General features: G+C 61.6%; 18 protein-coding genes and 2 tRNA genes. All 20 read right to left on the bottom strand.

Annotation, left to right across the window (positions count from 1 at the left end):
- Positions 1-52: 52 nt before the first annotated feature.
- The gene (rpsO, locus tag SADO_RS01165) at positions 53-322 is read right to left on the bottom strand and encodes a 30S ribosomal protein S15 (RefSeq protein WP_353108517.1); all 270 of its coding nucleotides are present in this window, start codon (positions 320-322) and stop codon (positions 53-55) included.
- A 262-nt stretch (positions 323-584) separates the two neighbouring features.
- Complete coding sequence (gene truB / locus SADO_RS01170) at positions 585-1,508, bottom strand: tRNA pseudouridine(55) synthase TruB (RefSeq protein ID WP_353108519.1); 924 nt, start codon at positions 1,506-1,508, stop codon at positions 585-587.
- Entirely contained in the window at positions 1,495-1,932 is a 438-nt protein-coding gene (gene rbfA, locus SADO_RS01175) for a 30S ribosome-binding factor RbfA (protein WP_353108520.1), read from the bottom strand. The genes truB and rbfA overlap by 14 nt, the downstream gene beginning before the upstream one ends.
- A gap of 20 nt (positions 1,933-1,952) precedes the next feature.
- Complete coding sequence (infB, locus tag SADO_RS01180) at positions 1,953-4,598, bottom strand: translation initiation factor IF-2 (protein WP_353108521.1); 2,646 nt, start codon at positions 4,596-4,598, stop codon at positions 1,953-1,955.
- A 70-nt stretch (positions 4,599-4,668) separates the two neighbouring features.
- Positions 4,669-6,198, bottom strand: a complete 1,530-nt coding sequence (nusA, locus tag SADO_RS01185) for a transcription termination factor NusA (protein WP_353108523.1) — start codon at positions 6,196-6,198, stop codon at positions 4,669-4,671.
- A gap of 60 nt (positions 6,199-6,258) precedes the next feature.
- On the bottom strand, positions 6,259-6,711 hold the full coding sequence (gene rimP / locus SADO_RS01190) for a ribosome maturation factor RimP (protein WP_353108524.1): 453 nt from the start codon (positions 6,709-6,711) through the stop codon (positions 6,259-6,261).
- A gap of 52 nt (positions 6,712-6,763) precedes the next feature.
- Positions 6,764-6,840, bottom strand: a tRNA-Met gene (locus tag SADO_RS01195).
- 112 nt (positions 6,841-6,952) lie between these two features.
- Positions 6,953-7,318 (bottom strand): CBS domain-containing protein, encoded by a 366-nt coding sequence (locus SADO_RS01200; RefSeq protein ID WP_353108525.1) that lies wholly within the window; start codon positions 7,316-7,318, stop codon positions 6,953-6,955.
- A gap of 32 nt (positions 7,319-7,350) precedes the next feature.
- The gene (locus tag SADO_RS01205; protein ID WP_353108526.1) at positions 7,351-7,539 is read right to left on the bottom strand and encodes a DUF539 domain-containing protein; all 189 of its coding nucleotides are present in this window, start codon (positions 7,537-7,539) and stop codon (positions 7,351-7,353) included.
- Positions 7,536-8,591, bottom strand: coding sequence for an FAD:protein FMN transferase (locus SADO_RS01210; protein WP_353108528.1), 1,056 nt, complete (start codon positions 8,589-8,591; stop codon positions 7,536-7,538). The genes SADO_RS01205 and SADO_RS01210 overlap by 4 nt, the downstream gene beginning before the upstream one ends.
- Positions 8,592-8,720: 129 nt before the next feature.
- Positions 8,721-9,950, bottom strand: coding sequence for an NADH:ubiquinone reductase (Na(+)-transporting) subunit F (nqrF, locus tag SADO_RS01215; protein WP_353108530.1), 1,230 nt, complete (start codon positions 9,948-9,950; stop codon positions 8,721-8,723).
- A gap of 29 nt (positions 9,951-9,979) precedes the next feature.
- The gene (gene nqrE, locus SADO_RS01220) at positions 9,980-10,588 is read right to left on the bottom strand and encodes an NADH:ubiquinone reductase (Na(+)-transporting) subunit E (RefSeq protein WP_353108532.1); all 609 of its coding nucleotides are present in this window, start codon (positions 10,586-10,588) and stop codon (positions 9,980-9,982) included.
- Between the two features lie 22 nt (positions 10,589-10,610).
- Complete coding sequence (locus SADO_RS01225; protein ID WP_353108533.1) at positions 10,611-11,276, bottom strand: NADH:ubiquinone reductase (Na(+)-transporting) subunit D; 666 nt, start codon at positions 11,274-11,276, stop codon at positions 10,611-10,613.
- Between the two features lie 5 nt (positions 11,277-11,281).
- A complete protein-coding gene (locus SADO_RS01230) occupies positions 11,282-12,091 on the bottom strand; it encodes a Na(+)-translocating NADH-quinone reductase subunit C (RefSeq protein ID WP_353108535.1) in 810 nt (269 codons plus the stop codon).
- Between the two features lie 3 nt (positions 12,092-12,094).
- The gene (locus tag SADO_RS01235) at positions 12,095-13,357 is read right to left on the bottom strand and encodes an NADH:ubiquinone reductase (Na(+)-transporting) subunit B (RefSeq protein ID WP_353108537.1); all 1,263 of its coding nucleotides are present in this window, start codon (positions 13,355-13,357) and stop codon (positions 12,095-12,097) included.
- 1 nt (position 13,358) lies between these two features.
- Positions 13,359-14,717, bottom strand: a complete 1,359-nt coding sequence (locus tag SADO_RS01240) for a Na(+)-translocating NADH-quinone reductase subunit A (protein WP_353108538.1) — start codon at positions 14,715-14,717, stop codon at positions 13,359-13,361.
- Between the two features lie 40 nt (positions 14,718-14,757).
- Positions 14,758-14,842, bottom strand: a tRNA-Leu gene (locus SADO_RS01245).
- A 21-nt stretch (positions 14,843-14,863) separates the two neighbouring features.
- Complete coding sequence (gene secG, locus SADO_RS01250; RefSeq protein WP_353108540.1) at positions 14,864-15,328, bottom strand: preprotein translocase subunit SecG; 465 nt, start codon at positions 15,326-15,328, stop codon at positions 14,864-14,866.
- Positions 15,329-15,353: 25 nt separating this feature from the next.
- Positions 15,354-16,109 (bottom strand): triose-phosphate isomerase, encoded by a 756-nt coding sequence (tpiA, locus tag SADO_RS01255; RefSeq protein WP_353108542.1) that lies wholly within the window; start codon positions 16,107-16,109, stop codon positions 15,354-15,356.
- Between the two features lie 32 nt (positions 16,110-16,141).
- The gene (glmM, locus tag SADO_RS01260) at positions 16,142-17,527 is read right to left on the bottom strand and encodes a phosphoglucosamine mutase (protein WP_353108543.1); all 1,386 of its coding nucleotides are present in this window, start codon (positions 17,525-17,527) and stop codon (positions 16,142-16,144) included.
- Position 17,528 lies beyond the last annotated feature (1 nt).

The raw sequence follows: 17,528 nt of genomic DNA on the forward strand, positions 1-17,528 counted from the left end.
CGGCTCGGGTTACCGAGGGGCGCTTTCGTGGGCGTGGATCTGATGCTCGCGCTTAGCGGCGCAGACCCAGCTCGCTGATCAAGGCCTTGTAACGCGAAGCATCGCGACGCTTCACATAGTCCAGCAGCTTGCGGCGCTGGTTGACCATCTTGAGAAGGCCACGGCGTGAATGATGATCCGCCTTGTGGGCATTGAAGTGATCACCAAGCTGGCTGATACGGGTGGTCAGCAGTGCAACCTGCACTTCCGGGGAACCGGTGTCACCGGTGCCACGACTGTACTTGTTGATGACTTCGGCTTTTTCTTCGGTCGACAGGGCCATGTTTACTCCTGAATATCAATACAAACACCGCAGCCCCCGCCTACCTGGAACAGGCCGGCTTTTTCCAAACCACAAGCTGGGAAGAGGTAGTTGCTCTCATCCCCACGAAACGGTTTGGAAAAAGCCCGTGCGCTCCAGTCACCGGGCGGCAGCCGCGTGTGCCGCGAGGCGCATATTCTAGCGGCTTGTCGCCCCGCTGTACAACAAGTTTCGACCATCACGGCCGCGGTGCCGCATCGACGCCAACCTGAGTGGTCGCAGCCTAGCGCTGCGGACGCGCGAACAGGCGGCGCGGCGCCAGCTGGCCGTCGTCGTTGATCCGCCCGAGGCCGAGCAGACGACCCTCGCCGTCTTCCATCCTGAGCGTTTCGGCGTCGGGCGTTTGCTCGCTACAGGCCACCGGGCGACCGTGATTCATCGCGGCGGCGCTTGGCTCGTCGAGGACGACACGCGGCCAATCCGCAATGACCGTGGACACCGGCAACAACCATTGATCGAGCGGCTCTCCGGACTCGGCGGCCGATTCGATTTCGGCCAGCGGCGTCATGCCCAGCTCACTGCCCAGGCGACCGATCGCGGTGCGATGCAGAGTACCGACATGGGCGACACCGCCCCACGACTGAGCAATATCCTCGACCAGCGTTCGAATATACGTGCCGCTCGACACCCGAGTCTCGAGCGTGAAGGACTCGGCATCGCAGTCAATGAGCTTGAGATCGTGAACGACAATATCGCGCGGCTCTCGCTCGACTGTTTCTCCGGCGCGAGCGTGCTCGTAAAGACGTTTGCCGTCTTTCTTTAGCGCCGAGTACATCGGCGGGATTTGCTGTTGGCGCCCGACGAAACCAAGCAGGATTTCTTCAAGACGATCCTTGCCCGGCATGGCGACATCGCTGCTTGCGACCACCTCGCCCTCACGATCGCCGGTCGCGGTCCGCGTACCGTAGAGCGCCTTTACTCGATAGCGTTTGTCTGCGGCAAGCAGGTAGGAAGAGACTTTTGTTGCCTCGCCAAGACAGACCGGCAGCAAGCCGCTCGCTAGCGGATCGAGACTACCGGTGTGGCCCGCCTTGCGCGCGTCATAGGCACGGCGTACACGCTGGAGCGCGGCATTGGAAGAACAGCCGACGGGCTTGTCGAGCAGTACGACGCCATCGATATCCTGCCCGTGTTTACGGCGTCCCATGGCCTTCGTCGGCCTCACCGGCATCGGAACCAGTTCCCGAGTCCAGTGGGTCACCATGGCGCCTATCTTCGGCAACCGCCGAGTCAATCAATCCGCTCATGCGTTGTGCGTCACGCTCGGTGGTGTCCTCGATGAAACGCAGCTCCGGCACCACCCGCAATCGCAGGCGTTTACCGATCGCACGCTTGAGGAAACCGCGCGCAGCGTTCAACCCTTCGAGTGCCTTGCTCGAATCTTCGGTAGCCGCGGTCACGTCGAACGTACCGGCGTAGACCTTGGCGTACTTGAGATCCTGAGAGACCTCGACATCCGTGATCGCAACCAGACGAACACGCGGATCCTTCACCTCGGTGGTGAGCAGAATGCCAAGTTCACGCTTGAGCTCTTCGGCGACCCGATGCTTGCGGGAGAATTCGCGAGGCACTGGACAGGCTCCGGGCCGGCTTAAGCCGGCTCGGCAGTCTGGACTGCGCGCTGCACTTCCGTGCGCTCGTAGACCTCGATCTGGTCACCCGGCTTGATGTCGTTGTAGTTCTTGACACCGATACCGCACTCGGTACCCGCCGGCACGCGATTGACGTCGTCCTTATGACGGCGCAGCGATTCGAGCTCGCCCTCGTAGACCACGACGTTGTCGCGCAACACACGGATGGGCTGGCCGCGCACGACCGCGCCGTCTGCAACCAGACAACCCGCGATCGCACCCAGCTTGGAGGAACGGAACACGTCGCGAACCTCGGCCAGGCCGATGATCTCTTCGCGCACCTCGGTGCCGAGCAGACCGCTGACCGCGTCGGTGACGTCCTGGATCGCTTCGTAGATGACGCTGTAATAGCGCACGTCCACGCCCGATTCCTGGATCACCTTGCGGGCCTTGGCATCAGCACGAACGTTGAAGCCGATGATGATCGCCTTCGAGGCCAGCGCCAATTCGACATCGGACTCGCTGATGCCGCCGACACCGCTGGAGATCATGCGAATCTTGACCTCCTCGGAGGGGATCTTCGCGAGCGACTCGACCAGCGCTTCCACGCTGCCCTGCACGTCGCCCTTGATCAGCAGGTTGAGATCCTTGGCTTCGTGCTCGCCCTTCTCGCCAATGGCCGAGAAGACTTCTTCCAGGCGCGCTGCCTGCTGCTGCGCGAGCTTGTTCTCGCGCTGACGCTCGTCACGCTGATCGGCAATCTCGCGGGCACGCTTCTCGTTGGCAACGACAAAGGCGTCGTCACCCGCTTCCGGCGTACCGGAAAGCCCAAGCACCTCGACCGGGATCGATGGGCCGGCAGACTTCACCTGCTCGCCCAGCTCGTTGAACATGGCACGTACGCGGCCGAAATGCGGCCCTGCGAGAATGGCATCGCCACGCTTGAGCGTGCCGGCCTTGACCAGGATGGTCGCGACCGGGCCGCGCCCTTTCTCGAGGCTCGATTCGATCACCGTGCCGCGGGCAGGCACATCGACCGGCGCGCTGAACTCGGCCACTTCGGCCTGCAGGAGAATCGCGTCGAGCAGATCGTCCACGCCGTCACCCGTATGAGAGGACACGGGCACGACCATCGTGTCACCGCCCCAGTCTTCCGGGATGATGTTCTCGGCCGAGAGGCCGGCTTTGACCTTCTCGATATCCGCACTGGCCACGTCCATCTTGGTCACGGCCACGACCATCGGCACGCCGGCGGCCCGCGCGTGCTGGATCGATTCCTTGGTCTGCGGCATGACGCCGTCATCCGCGGCCACGATCAGAATCGCGATGTCGGTGATCTCGGCGCCACGGGCTCGCATGCGCGTGAACGCAGCATGGCCCGGGGTATCGATGAAGGTGATCGCGCCCTTGTCGTGCTTCACGTGATAGGCGCCGATGTGCTGCGTGATGCCACCAGCTTCGCCCGCCTGCACCTTCGTGCGACGGATATAGTCGAGTAGCGACGTCTTGCCGTGGTCGACGTGACCCATGATGGTCACCACCGGAGCGCGTGAAACGCCCTCGACTTCCTCTTCCTCGGCACGAACCTCGTCGATGAGCGTCTCTTCCGCGCTTTCGGCCTTCACCGGCTTCGGATTGTGGCCCATCTCTTCAACCAGCAGATGCGCCGTGTCCTGATCGACGGTCTGGTTGATGGTCGCCATCACACCCAGCTTCATCATCCGCTTGAGCAGATCGCCGCCCTTGACGGCCATACGTTGGGCCAGATCGGCCACGGTGATGAGTTCGGGGATCTCGACATCGCGAACAACCGGCGCGGTCGGACGCTCGAACCCGTGCTCCGTGGCGACGTTGACCTTGTTGCCTCGGGTTACACGCTTCTTCTTGCTCTTGCGCCGGCCCTGCTTGCCTTCGGCAACATGCAGCTCCTTGCGCTTGCCGCGATCCTTCTCGCGCTTGACGTCCTCTTCGGTACGGCCATGGCTTTCGGCCGCACGGCGCAGGTTCTCCTGCGCACGCGAGCGGGCGTCGTCCACGCTTACCGTGCGCTTCGCGCGTTCCTTGTCGAGTGCTTCACGATCGGCTTTTTCCTTGGCCTCGCGCTCGGCGTTGACTTGGGCTTCGCGACGGGCGCGCTCTTCAGCCGCCTGACGCTGCGCCTCTTCCTGCTCGCGCTGCGCCTTGGCGTCGGCCTCGGCACGCTCGGCTTCCTCGATCCGCGCCTTCTCGGCCGCAGCTTCGGCTTCCCGATCGTGTTCGGCCTTCTTCGCCTGATCGAGCGCTTCCTGCTCCCGCGCCTGCTCCTCCTGGGCAGCCGGATCGGCTTGATCGGCCTGCTCGCCACGATTCGCGTAAGTGCGCCGCTTGCGCACCTCGACGCTCACGGTGCGGCCCGAAGTCGCGCCTCGGCCGGTATTGACCTTGAGCTCCGACGTCGACCGACGCCGCAGCGACACACCACCACTCTTGCGCGTGCCGAGCTTGCCGCCGGACTTGGACCCGCCACCGCTGTCACGCAGGTGCCGTAGCAACTTGAGCTTGTCTTCGTCGCTGATGCCGTCGCTCTCCGTCGAAGCGGAGACACCGGCTTCGGCCAAGCGCGTGATCAGTCGCTCCACCGGAATACCGACTTCCGATGCCAGCTGTTTGACTGTCGTTTGCGCCATATTCTGCTTACTCCATGGGGCCCGCGCTGGTGCGTTGCCCGCGCCGGGCGTCCGTTTATTCAGGACAATTCTATTCGGCGCCGGCCTGCTCGTCAGCAAACCAGTGCGCCCGGGCAGCCATGATCAGCTTGCCGGCCGCGTCTTCGTCCATCTCGATGATCTCGACGAGTTCATCTGCGCCGAGTTCGGCCAGATCGTCGCGCGAGAGGATACCGTTTTCCGCGAGGGTCGCGGCCATTTCTTCGTCAACGCCGTCGACTTCGAAGAGATCGTCCTCGGGCGTGGCGGCATCGCCACCTTCTGCACTCGAAATCGCCTTGGTCAGGAGGTAGTCGCGCGCACGGTTGCGCAGCTCTTCGACGATGTCTTCGTCGAACTCCTCGATCTCGGCCAGCTCATCGAGCGGCACGTAGGCGATCTCTTCCGTCGTGGTAAAGCCTTCCTGAACCAGGATGACCGCCACTTCGTCGTCCACATCGAGCTGTTCGCGGAACATCGCCTGCAGGGCATCGCCCTCGGCTTCGCTCTTGGCGTCCGCGTCCTCGACGGTCATGACGTTGAGCTTCCAGCCCGTGAGATCGGACGCCAGGCGGATATTCTGACCGCCACGACCGATGGCCTTGGCCAGCACATCTTCGGCGACAGCCAGATCCATGCTGGAGGAATCCTCGTCCAGCACGATGGATTCGACTTCCGCCGGCGCCATCGCGTTGATGACGAACTGCGCGGGATTCTCGTTCCACATGATGATGTCGATGCGCTCACCGGCGAGCTCGTTCGATACGCTTTGTACGCGCGAGCCTCGCATGCCGACGCAGGCACCGACCGGATCGATGCGACGATCCTTAGCCTGCACCGAAATCTTGGCGCGCAGCCCCGGGTCGCGAGCCGCGCCGCGCAGTTCGATCAAACCCTGCCCCACTTCCGGCACTTCGAGCTTGAACAGCTCGATCAGGAATTCCGGCTTGGTGCGCGAGACGAACAGCTGCGGACCGCGCTGCTCGGGACGCACGTCATAAAGAAAGCCACGAATGCGATCGCCGGGACGCATGGGCTCGCGCGGGATCATCTGATCGCGCGGGATGATGGCTTCGGCGTTGCCGCCAAGGTCGAGAATCACGGCGCCGCGCTCCATGCGCTTGACCAGGCCAGTAATCAACTCGCCTACGCGATCCTTGTATTGATCGACAATCTGGGCGCGCTCGGCTTCACGCACCTTCTGCACGATGACCTGCTTGGCCGCCTGCGCGGCGATGCGACCGAACTCGACCGACTCCATCGGCTCTTCGACGAAATCGCCGGCACTGAGGTCCGGATTGGTCTCGCGGGCGGTCTCGAGCGAGATCTCGCGATCCGGCTCTTCTATGAAGACCGGCTCACCGTTCTCGTCTTCCGTGCCCGGCTCAATGACCTGCCAACGCCGGAAGGTTTCGTAGTGTCCGGTCTTGCGGTCTACGGCGACACGAACAGCGATCTCGCCGCCGTGCTTCTTGCGCGTCGCGGACGCCAGCGCGGCCTCGATCGCTTCGAAGATGATCTCTCGATCAACGCCTTTTTCGTTGGATACCGCTTCGGCGACCAAAAGGACATTTTTATTCATCGCTGCCACCCGAAATCGTTCGTGTTGCGTTGGACTGACAAAACCGCCTCGACCACGCTTCTACTCTTCAAATACCGGCTCCAGCCTCGCTTTGGCCATGTCACCCGTCGCGAGACTGTATGTCTGGTCGTCACAGCCCAAATCAACCATGTCGCCGTTAACGGCGAGAATGGTGCCGCGAAACTTACGCTGGCCAGCAACCGGCGCGAACATGTTGATGCGCGCACGCTCGCCAATGAAACGCTGGAAATGGTCGGCCGTGACCAGGGGTCGATCCATGCCGGGGGAAGACACTTCGAGCTGGTATTGACTGCTGCTGGTGTCTTCAACATCAAGCAAGGCGCTGACTTCGCGGCTGACCTTTTCGCAGTCCTCGAGCGCAATGCCTTCGGGGGAATCGATATAAAGGCGCAGCACGCTGCTGCGGCCGGCACCTACGGACTCCAGATGCCAGAGTTCGTAACCGAGATCGGTCACGACGGGTTCGAGCAGATTAAGGAGTCTTTGCGACATAAAGCGCCATAAAAAAAGCCCCGCATCGGGGGCTTAGAATCCAACCAAGATGTGGTAGCGGGGGCAGGATTCGAACCTGCGACCTTCGGGTTATGAGCCCGACGAGCTGCCAGACTGCTCCACCCCGCACCCGATGGCGCGAAACTATAATGACTTATGACCCACAATGCAAGGACTGTGAATCGCCATTACAGTTTCTGAGAAACCGGAGTTCGCTTACCGAATTTTCGGATTCCGCGAACTACCTCTGGCGCTCGAATGCCCGGAGCACGTCACGACGAGTCAGCATTCCGGCGAGGCGTCCATTGAGCATCACCGGCAGCGTTTTCATCGACGAGTCCCGGAATATCCGAGCTGCGGTCACTATACTGTCTTCGGCGTCGACTGTCACTACCTTTTTCGACATCAATCGCTCGATCGTGCCTGCGCTGTCTGCATAGTAGCCGGCATCAAGGGCTATACCCATCACGTCCTTTTCCGACAGGAAGCCGACGATATTGCCCAGCCGATCCGTCACCGGCGCGCCCGAGACGCCTTTTTCGAGCAGCTGGTGAACGGCAAGCAGCACGTCAGTCTCTGGGCGAAAGGTGATCAACACCTCACGCATGTGTTCCTTGATGACGAGCGAGGGCCGGGACATCAGTGCGAATCTGCCCTTTCAGGCGTCGGGCAGGACTCGCCGCGACTACAGGCGCAGTCACCGCCGCCAACGCCGCCGCAACTGCCCTTGATTTCGCGCCCCGTGACCATGACGCCAACTGCCATGCCGGCGACCACAAGCGCCATGACGCCGAATGCGACCAGGGTAAGAATAAGTAGCTGTGTCATTTTGCCTCCTCAAGATAAGGCTCGAAGGCTTTCGAATGTTCTTCAGTATACGCTTGCGCTTCGCCGCTCACGAATAACGCGGCGATATCGTGGGCATCCGCGTACGCGCGCCCGGCTTGCGAACCCATCACCAGAAGCGCAGTCGCCATGGCGTCCGCGGTCATGGCGTCATCCGCGATAACCGTGACCGAGCGTAGGTCATGCGCGACCGGCCGCCCGGTACGCGGATCGATCGTATGGGAAAAACGCCGCCCTTCGATCTCGAAGAAGTCGCGATAATCGCCGGAGGTCGTCATACCCGCATCGGCCAGACCGACAACCCGCTCGATCTCGCGCGTTCCAGCCTCGGGCTTCTCCACGCCAATACGCCACGGGGTCCGCCCTTGCTTGTTTCCTCGCGCATAGAGTTCGCCGCCCAGTTCGACGAGGAAACGGTGTGCGCCAAGCTGTTCCAACTCTTGCGCGATCCGGTCGACGCTATAGCCTTGCGCGAGGCCAGCCAAATCCAATGTGACCGCTTCGCTCTTCTTGCGCAGCGCCGGTGGCTCGTCGCGCACCTCGATCAGGCCGATCCCTGTCTGCTCGCGTGCGGCCGCAAGCTCGTCGGTTGTCGGCAACCTGCTGGGGCGTTCTGCGCCGGCACCGAAGCCCCATACGGACAGAATTGGTCCAAGCGTTACATCGAACGCACCGTTGGTCTCGCGCCCGATCGCCAGCGCCTCGCGCGTGAGCCGCGCGAGATCCCCGGAAACCGGCACCCATTTGCCAGCCGGGGCTGCGTTAAACCGAGACACTTCGGAATCGTCCCGCCAGGTCGACATCTGGACATCAATGCGGTCGACGACCTGTTCGAGGCGCTCCTCGAGTTCGGTCTGCGACATTTTCGCCGGCGGCTCCATGACGGTCACGCTATAACTCGTGCCCTGGGCTGGACCGCTTACACGTATTGGCGCGCGCGCATCCTCACAGGCAACCAACAGCAAGACCAGAACCAGCAGCAAGATACCGCCAGAACGGATACGCCAGCGTTTGTACGGTCGGGTCTCAGTCATCCGGCAGATCTCAAATGGTCCAAGGGCATTCTGTCATGGGCGACGTCTACAGGCATGACACACGCATAACGAAAAAACCCCGCGTTGCCGTAGCGGACGCGGGGTTCGGTAGTCGACTCGCGCCGATATTCAGCCGCCGAAATCGTCCAGCATGATGTTCTCGGGCTCAACGCCGAGATCCTCAAGCATGTTGATCACCGAAGCGTTCATGATCGGCGGCCCGCAGAGATAGTACTCACAGTCCTCCGGCGCCGGATGATCCTTGAGATAGCGATCGTAGAGCACGTTATGGATGAAGCCCGTCTCACCCTCCCATGCGTCTTCTTCCTTGGCGTCGGACAGTGCGACCGTCCACTCGAAGTTCTCGTGCTCGGCCGCGAGCGTGTCGAAATCGTTCACGTAGAACATCTCGCGCTTCGAGCGGGCGCCATACCAGAACGTCATCTTGCGGTTGGTATTGATGCGGCCCAGCTGATCAAAGATATGCGAGCGCATCGGTGCCATGCCGGCGCCGCCGCCAACAAACACCATTTCGGCATCGGTTTCCTTGGCGAAGAACTCGCCGAAGGGACCGGAGATGAGCACCTCGTCGCCCTCTTTGAGGCTGAAGATATAAGAGCTCATCTCGCCGGGCTTCACATCCGGATTGCGCGGCGGCGGGGTCGCGATCCGGACGTTGAGCATGATGATGCCCGCCTCTTCCGGATAGTTCGCCATCGAATAGGCACGCGTCACCGTCTCGTCAACGCGGGAGACATAGCGCCACAGATTATGCGTATCCCAGTCCTCGTGGAACCGCTCGTCGATGAGGTAGTCCTTGTACGCGACCTCGTGCGGCGGACAGCTGATCTGGATGTAACCGCCGGCACGAAAGTTCACGTGCTCACCCTCGGGAAGCTCGAGCACGAGCTCCTTAATGAAAGTGGCAACGTTGTCGTTGGAGCGAACCTTGCACGTCCACTGCTTGACGCCGAAGACCTCTTCGGGGACACGGATCTTCATGTCCTGTTTGACGGTGACCTGACAGGACAGACGATCGCCCTCTCGGGCTTCGCGCTTGTTGATATGCGTTTCTTCGGTCGGCAGGATCGAGCCGCCACCGTCGAGCACTTTCACCTTGCACTGTGCACAGGTGCCGCCGCCGCCACAGGCGGACGAAACATAAAGCTTGGAGTCGGCCAACGCGCCCAGCAACTTCGTGCCGACCGGCGCCTTGATGGTCTTCTCGCCATTGATCTCGATGTTCACATTCCCGGTCGCGACCAGGCGCGATTTAGCGATCAGAATGACCGCCACCAGAAACAATACAACGCCTGTGAATACGCCGACGCCGAGACTGATTTGCGCTACTTCACCCATGGGTTCTCACGTTCTCCGAAGCGGCGTATCTAGAGCTGGATGCCGGAAAAGGCCATGAAGCCCAGCGACATCAACCCGACCGTGATGAAGGTGATACCGAGCCCCTGCAGGCCATCCGGCACATCCGAATACTTGAGCTTCTCGCGCACGCCGGCCAGCGCTGCGATTGCCAGCGCCCAGCCGATGCCACTACCGAAGCCGTAGGTCAGACTCTCGCCAAAACCGTAGTCGCGCTCGACCATGAAAAGCGAACCGCCCATGATCGCGCAGTTCACGGTGATCAGCGGCAAGAACACGCCGAGTGCAGCATAGAGTGCAGGCATGAAGCGATCCAGGAACATTTCCAGAATCTGCACCATCGCCGCGATCACGCCGATATAGCTGATCAGACCGAGAAAGCTCAGATCGACGTTCGGCATCCCGGCCCAGCCAAGTGCGCCTTCCTTGAGCAAGAACTGGTAGATCAAGTTATTGACCGGCACGGTCAGGCCCTGCACCACAATCACGGCGACGCCGAGACCGATCGCTGTCGAAATCTTTTTCGACAGCGCCAGAAAGGTGCACATACCGAGAAAGAAGGCGAGCGCCAGATTCTCGATGAAGATCGATTTGATCAGGATGCTGAGATAGTCTTCCACTTCAAACGTCCCCGGCTATCCGTTAGACCACTTCGGTGCGATGCACCTGGTGAATCTGGTACTCGGCTTCTTCCACCTGTTCCTGCTTCCAGCTACGCAGGCCCCAGATGAGAAAGCCGATGATGAAGAAGGCACTCGGCGGCAAGAGCATCATGCCCACCGGCACATACCAACCACCCGCGCTTGCCAGCGGCAGGATCTGATAGCCCAGCAGGGAACCCGCGCCAAACAATTCACGAACCACGCCGACGAGGATCAGAATCAGGCTGTAACCCAGGCCGTTGCCGATACCGTCGAGAAATGCCAGCCCCGGCGGCTCTTTCATGGCAAACGCTTCAGCGCGGCCCATGACGATGCAGTTGGTGATGATCAGGCCGACAAACACCGACATCGACTTCGCCAGATCGTAAGCGAACGCCTTCATGAGCTGATCCACCACGATCACCAACGAGGCGATGATCGTCATCTGCACGATGATGCGAATACTCGAAGGAATATGATTGCGGATCAGGCTGATCGAGAAGTTCGAACAGGCGGTCACTGCGGTCAAAGCAATGCACATGAGCAACGCGGTAGCGACCTGGTTGGTCACCGCGAGCGCGCTGCAGATACCCAGGATCTGCAATGCAATCGGGTTGTTGTTGACCAGCGGTTCGGTCAACACCTTCATTGCCTGGCTTTGTGCCATGTCGACTAACCCTCAGCGGCGAGATCGCCGTTACGAAGTTTTTTCAGGAAAGGCTCGAAGCCGTTGGCGCCAAGCCAGTAGTGGATCGTGTTGGAAACGCCACGACTGGTGAGCGTAGCGCCGGACAATCCATCCACCTTGTACTCGGCATTGGGCGTGTTCGAACCCACACTACCCTTGATGACACTGAGCTGCACTTCGCCGTCTTCGCCGTAGACTTTCTTGCCTTCCCACTTGGCGCGCCAGCGCGGGTTCTCGACTTCGGCGCCGAGCCCCGGGGTTTCGCCCTGCTCGTAGTACTTGAGGCCTTCGACCGTATTCGCGTCTGGCTTGAGCGCCAGAAAACCATACATTGTCGACCACAACCCGTAGCCGTGGACGGGCAGCACGATCGTCTGCAGTTCGCCCTGTTCGTCGTTGACGAGATAAACCTCGGCGTATTTAGCGCGACGCTTGATGTCGGCGACATCTTCACGGGCCGGGATCTTGATGCTTTTCTCCGGATCCGAGGCTGCGTCCCGCTGGTCGAAACCCTCGGCTTCGAGATCTGTCGCGTACTCGCCGGTCGACAGATCGACCACGCGGCTTTCGATGCGGTCGTTGAAGAGCTTGTTCACGTCCACATCGGGGCCGCTGGGCAACCCGGACACTTCGAGAATATTACTGCGACGGTCCGCCTTGGCGTTCACGGTCTGCATGGGCTTGAGAAAAGTCGCAGCCGAGGCGACCAGCACCGAGCACACCAGACATACGGCCAGCGCCACGACTACGATGTAGCCGACGCCGTCGCGAGAAAAACCTACGATTCCTACCATGATCTACTCCGCGGGCACCGTCTCGACATCGCCTGCATCGCTACGCGAGCCGTTGACCGCAGCCAGGCGCTTCTGGCGCCGACGCACGTTCGCCTGCACCACAAAGTAGTCGATCAGCGGCGCGAAGATATTGGCAAACAGAATCGCCAGCATGATGCCTTCCGGAAACGCCGGGTTCACCACACGAACGAGCCCGGTCATCACACCAATCAGCGCGCCATAGATCAGGCGCCCCTTGTTCGTCATCGCGGCGCTGACCGGATCGGTCGCCATGAAGACCGCACCAAAGGCGAAACCGCCAATCACGAGATGCCAATACCAGGGCATGTCGAACATCGGGTTGTTTTCACTGCCAATCAGATTGAACAGCAGCGTCGTGGCGATGAGACCGCCGACGCAACCGGCCATGATTCGCCAGGAGGCAACCCGGGTATAGAGCAGAAAAGCAGCGCCCAGCAGGATCGCCAGCGTGGAGGTAGAACCGAGTGAGCCCTGAATGCCGCCAGAAAAGGCATCCCACCATGTCAGCTGACTGGTGATCGCCGCCATGCCTTCACTCGCACCCAGGCCCAGCGGTGTTGCTGCGGACCAGCCATCGACGGCTGCCCAAACGCTGTCACCCGACATATAGGCCGGGAACGCAAAGAACAGGAACGCGCGCCCGGTCAGCGCCGGGTTGAGGAAGTTTTTGCCCGTACCGCCGAACACTTCCTTGCCGACAACGATACCGAAGGTGATGCCCAGCGCGGCCTGCCAGAGCGGGATCGCCGGCGGCAACGTGAGGGTGTAGAGAATGGAGGTCGCGAAGAAGCCTTCGTTGATCTCGTGGTTGCGCACGGCCGCAAACAGCACTTCCCACAACCCGCCAACCAGGAACGTCACGAAATAGACCGGCGCGAAGTACCAGAAGCCGAATACGAAGTTATCCCAGAAGCTGTCCGGGCTATGACCGACGCCGAGCAGCTGCAGCGGCAGCTGGCGCCAGTTGTCGACCGTGTCGATGCCCATTTCCGACATCGCAAGGTTGGCCTGGAAACCGGTATTCCAGCAGGCCATGAATATGCAGGGGAACGTCGCGAGCCAGACATAGATCATGACCCGCTTGAGATCGATGCCGTCGCGCACATGCGGCGCGGTACGGGTCGTATCCCCCGGGGAATACAGGAACGTATCCACCATTTCGTAGAGCGCATAGAAGCGCTCCAGCCGTCCGCCCTTGGCGAACAGCGGATGCATCCGATCCAGCGTTTCTCTCAAGCCGGCCATGTCAGCCCTCGCGTTCGATGATTTCGAGGTTCGCGCGCAGATGCGGACCGAAGTCGTACTTGCCAACGTCTACAAAGGACAACAACGCCACATCCTCTTCATCGAGCTCTACCGCACCGAGCGCCTGCGCGCTATCGGTGTCGCGCACCAGCAGTGCACGCAGCAACTGGGTCGGCAGAATGTCGAGCGGCATCACTTCCTCATAGTTGCCGATCGGCACCATGGCGCGAGCACTACCGTTCTGGGACGTATTGAACTTGTAGCTCGCCGGCTTGAGCAGACTCGACAGAAAGACGTTGATCTTCGAAAAACGATTCCGACCGGGCATCACCCAACCCATGAACGGGCGCTCGCGGCTTTCCGGCAACAGCGTCAGCTGCGTGTCGTAACGGCTCAGATAAGAGCCCCACTCCGACGCGCGACGACCCGAAAGCACGGACCCCGAAATCGCACGCACTTCATCGCCCTTGACTTCGTCATCCAGCAACTCGTCTGTACTGGCACCCATACGCGTGCGCACCAGACGCGGATTCGATGCTGCCGGTCCGCAGAGCGCGACGATACGCTCGACGTTGATACGCCCGGTCGTGAACAGCGCGCCGATCGCCATCACATCTTGGTAACCAAGATGCCAAACGCGATCCGCCGCACTGACAGGCTCGAGAAAATGCACGTGGGTACCGACCAGTCCGGCCGGGTGTTTGCCTTCGAATTCGGCCGTTACGAAGCGACCACCGCCGGGCTGCGGCACGTCCGCGCCGGGCGCCTTGCAGATATAGACCGCCCCCTGGCTTAGATGGCCAAGCACGCGCAGACCGTTGACGAAGTCCGAGCGACGGTTATTGATGATGACGGCGGGGTCTGCGGCCAGCGGGTTGCTATCCATCGCGGTCACGAAAATCGACCGCGGGCGACTGCCCGGCGCCGGCACCTTGCTGAAGGGTCTCGTACGCAGCGCCGTCCAGAGACCGGAGGCGACCAGCGTCTCCTCAACCTTCCTGGAATCTAGATCGCCGAGTTTTTCCGGCGCGTAGCTATCGAAGGTGATTTCATCGTCTTCGCCCGGCTCAGACTTGAGCTGGATGACGATGGACTGAAGCACGCGCTTGGCGCCGCGATTGATCGCGACCACCTCGCCTGCACCCGGCGCCGTGTAAAGCACGCCCGGCGTCTTCTTGTCTTCGAAGAGCACATCGCCAAGCCGAACGTGGTCGCCTTCGGCGACCCGCATCGTCGGCTTCATGCCATGGTGATCGATACCGATAACCGCAACACGACCGACGGGCGGCGCATCATGAATAGTTTGCCTGGGAGCGCCGTCGATGGGCAGATCCAGACCTTTCTTGATCGTGACTCGCATGTCGCCGCTGGCGTGCCTCTCACGTCGCTGACAAATTGTTTGGTGCCGACGGCCGGACTCGAACCGGCACAGCTCTCGCTACTGCCCCCTCAAGACAGCGTGTCTACCAATTCCACCACGTCGGCATGATCGTGGCCAGGCGCTGCCTATTCAGGCACTTGCGCACTGGTATCGGCCTCGTCGGCGGTGTCGCCGGCGCTGCCTTCTGACTGTTGCGCACCCGACGTATCGGACGCTGCGCCCTCGCTCGAGGCCGAACCGCTTTCGCCGGTTACGGTCTCGTCGCCCGGCACGCCGTTGTTGTTGCTATCCGACAACAATGACGAGCCCGGCGCCTGTTCCTGCACCTGATCGGTGACGCTACCCGTGGGCGTGCTTGCACCATTGATCAGATATGCCAGCGTCAGGCTGATGGCAAAAAACACCGTGGCCAAAGCCGCGGTGGCACGGGTCATGAAGTTTGCGGAACCCTTGGCCCCGAAAACCGTACCCGATGCGCCGCTACCAAAAGCAGCGCCTGCGTCGGCGCCCTTACCGTGCTGCACTAGGATAAGCCCAACGAGGGCCAATGCAACGACGATCTGGACGATGACCAGTATTGTATAAACCATGCCAGAGCCTGTGAACGCCGCGAGCCTAACCGGCCGCGCGCGCGATGTCCAAGAATGAATCGGCCTTGAGCGAAGCGCCGCCAACCAGCGCGCCGTCGACGTCCGCCCCGGCGAAAAGTGCCGCGGCATTGTCCGGCTTTACGCTGCCGCCGTAAAGCAGCTGCACCGATTGCGAAAGTGTAACATCCCTATCGGCGATTTGCCCGCGTAGAAATGCATGAATTGCCTGCGCCTGCTCCGGCGTGGCCGAGCGGCCCGTGCCAATCGCCCAGATCGGCTCGTAAGCAATAGTGACCTGCGCAAGTGTTGCCGCATCACACTGATCGAACAGCGCTGCAATCTGCGCACCGAGCACGGCCTCGGCCTGGTCAGCATCACGCTGCTCGAGGGTTTCGCCGACGCAGACGATCGGCTTCAGTCCGGCAGCGACGGCCGCGGTCGTCTTTGCTGCGACCACGGCGTCCGTCTCGCCATAAAGCGCGCGCCGCTCGGAGTGGCCCACAATCACCTGGCTGCAGCCCGTATCGGCCAGCATCGCGCCGTTGACTTCGCCGGTGAATGCGCCGGCATCCACTTCGGCGGCAATGTTCTGAGCGCCGAGCGCGACCGAGCTATCGGCCAGCTCGCGGCCCATGCGGTCGATATAGACAAACGGCACGCAGACCAGTAACTGCGCAGCCAATTCGCCCGCAGCGCTCTTTACGTCGCGCGCGAAAGCGTCGACCTGCGCGCTGTCGCCGTTCATCTTCCAATTGCCCGCAATCAGCATCTTTCGGCTCATCGTCTGTCCCTTGCTCTTTGCGTAATCCAATTTCAGGCGGCGCCTGCAGCTTCGCGTACGGTTTCGGCCAAGCGGTTGGCGCAGTCTTCGACTACGACCGCATCGGTGCCTTCAACCATCACGCGCAGCAGTGGCTCGGTGCCGGAGGGGCGCAATAATACGCGACCTTCTTCGCCAAGCGAGCTTTCGACGTCACGTACGGCGCTGGTGACGCGCTCATCGTCCATGAGCACGCCGGCGCTGCCGCGCTCGACGCGCACGTTGACCAACGTCTGCGGGCATTTATCGACGGGCTGAACCAGGGCCTGAAGGCTTTCGCCGGCCGCCACCATCGCGGCGAGAACCTGCAGCGCCGAAACGATGCCGTCACCGGTGGTGGTCCGGTCCAGACAAAGAATATGACCCGAGGATTCGCCGCCGATATTGGCGCCCAGCGCCTGGAGACGCTCGAACACATGTCGATCGCCCACCTTGGCGCGCTCGAAAGCCACGCCATCGCGCTTGAGCGCGAGCGCGAGACCCAGATTGCTCATCAACGTGCCCACCACGGGCCCTTGCAACTCGCCGGCGCGCCGACGCGCATCGGCAATCACGTAGAGGAGCTGATCGCCGTCGACGATACTGCCTTCATGATCGACCATGATGCAGCGGTCACCGTCGCCATCGAGCGCAATACCCGCGTCTGCACCGAAGCGGCGTACGGCCTCGGACAACCCCTTCGGATGCGTCGAGCCGCAGTCGCGGTTGATGTTCAGCCCATCCGGCTTGTCGCCGATCACCTCGACCTGCGCGCCCAACTCGCGGAACACGTCAGGCGCCACGTGGTAAGTCGCGCCGTTGGCGCAATCGATCACGATCTTTAGCCCCGACAGTCCGCCGTTTTCGAAGCGCGCCGTGGATTTGCAGAACTCGATATACCGCCCCGGCGCGCTCTCGACACGCCGCGCTCGGCCCAGGCGATCCGATGCCACGCAGGTCAGCGGCTCATCGAGCTCGGCTTCGATGTCCTGCTCCACCGCATCGGGCAGCTTCTGGCCAAAGTGCGAGAAAAACTTCACGCCATTATCGGCATAGGGATTATGCGACGCGCTGATCACCACACCGGCTGCTGCACGAAAGGTGCGTGCCAGATAGGCGATAGCCGGCGTCGGCATCGGGCCGACAAGCAGCACATCGACGCCGGCCGAGGCGAATCCGGCCTCGAGAGCCGACTCGAACATGTAGCCGGAAAGCCGCGTGTCCTTGCCGATCAGCACCTGTGCGCGCTCGCCGGCACTTTCGGGCACACCGCGTTCGCCCAGCCGGCGCACCAGCACCCGGCCAGTCGCCCAGCCCAGCTTGAGTGCGAAATCGGGGGTCAGCGGCCATTCGCCGACTTCACCTCGAATACCATCCGTTCCGAAATATCGCTGTGCCACA

It is taken from the genome of Salinisphaera dokdonensis CL-ES53 (assembly GCF_040361215.1).
GTDB classification, from domain to species: Bacteria; Pseudomonadota; Gammaproteobacteria; order Nevskiales; family Salinisphaeraceae; genus Salinisphaera; species Salinisphaera dokdonensis.

What these genes read in the sequence shown, in the direction of transcription:
- rpsO (WP_353108517.1), bottom strand. Translation starts at nt 322, where the DNA reads ATGGCCCTGTCGACCGAAGAAAAAGCCGAAGTCATCAACAAGTACAGT.
- SADO_RS01240 (WP_353108538.1), bottom strand. Translation starts at nt 14,717, where the DNA reads ATGCGAGTCACGATCAAGAAAGGTCTGGATCTGCCCATCGACGGCGCT.
- SADO_RS01205 (WP_353108526.1), bottom strand. Translation starts at nt 7,539, where the DNA reads ATGACACAGCTACTTATTCTTACCCTGGTCGCATTCGGCGTCATGGCG.
- secG (WP_353108540.1), bottom strand. Translation starts at nt 15,328, where the DNA reads ATGGTTTATACAATACTGGTCATCGTCCAGATCGTCGTTGCATTGGCC.
- truB (WP_353108519.1), bottom strand. Translation starts at nt 1,508, where the DNA reads ATGGGACGCCGTAAACACGGGCAGGATATCGATGGCGTCGTACTGCTC.
- nusA (WP_353108523.1), bottom strand. Translation starts at nt 6,198, where the DNA reads ATGAATAAAAATGTCCTTTTGGTCGCCGAAGCGGTATCCAACGAAAAA.
- SADO_RS01235 (WP_353108537.1), bottom strand. Translation starts at nt 13,357, where the DNA reads ATGGCCGGCTTGAGAGAAACGCTGGATCGGATGCATCCGCTGTTCGCC.
- SADO_RS01225 (WP_353108533.1), bottom strand. Translation starts at nt 11,276, where the DNA reads ATGGCACAAAGCCAGGCAATGAAGGTGTTGACCGAACCGCTGGTCAAC.
- nqrF (WP_353108530.1), bottom strand. Translation starts at nt 9,950, where the DNA reads ATGGGTGAAGTAGCGCAAATCAGTCTCGGCGTCGGCGTATTCACAGGC.
- infB (WP_353108521.1), bottom strand. Translation starts at nt 4,598, where the DNA reads ATGGCGCAAACGACAGTCAAACAGCTGGCATCGGAAGTCGGTATTCCG.
- SADO_RS01210 (WP_353108528.1), bottom strand. Translation starts at nt 8,591, where the DNA reads ATGACTGAGACCCGACCGTACAAACGCTGGCGTATCCGTTCTGGCGGT.
- SADO_RS01230 (WP_353108535.1), bottom strand. Translation starts at nt 12,091, where the DNA reads ATGGTAGGAATCGTAGGTTTTTCTCGCGACGGCGTCGGCTACATCGTA.
- SADO_RS01200 (WP_353108525.1), bottom strand. Translation starts at nt 7,318, where the DNA reads ATGCGTGAGGTGTTGATCACCTTTCGCCCAGAGACTGACGTGCTGCTT.
- tpiA (WP_353108542.1), bottom strand. Translation starts at nt 16,109, where the DNA reads ATGAGCCGAAAGATGCTGATTGCGGGCAATTGGAAGATGAACGGCGAC.
- rimP (WP_353108524.1), bottom strand. Translation starts at nt 6,711, where the DNA reads ATGTCGCAAAGACTCCTTAATCTGCTCGAACCCGTCGTGACCGATCTC.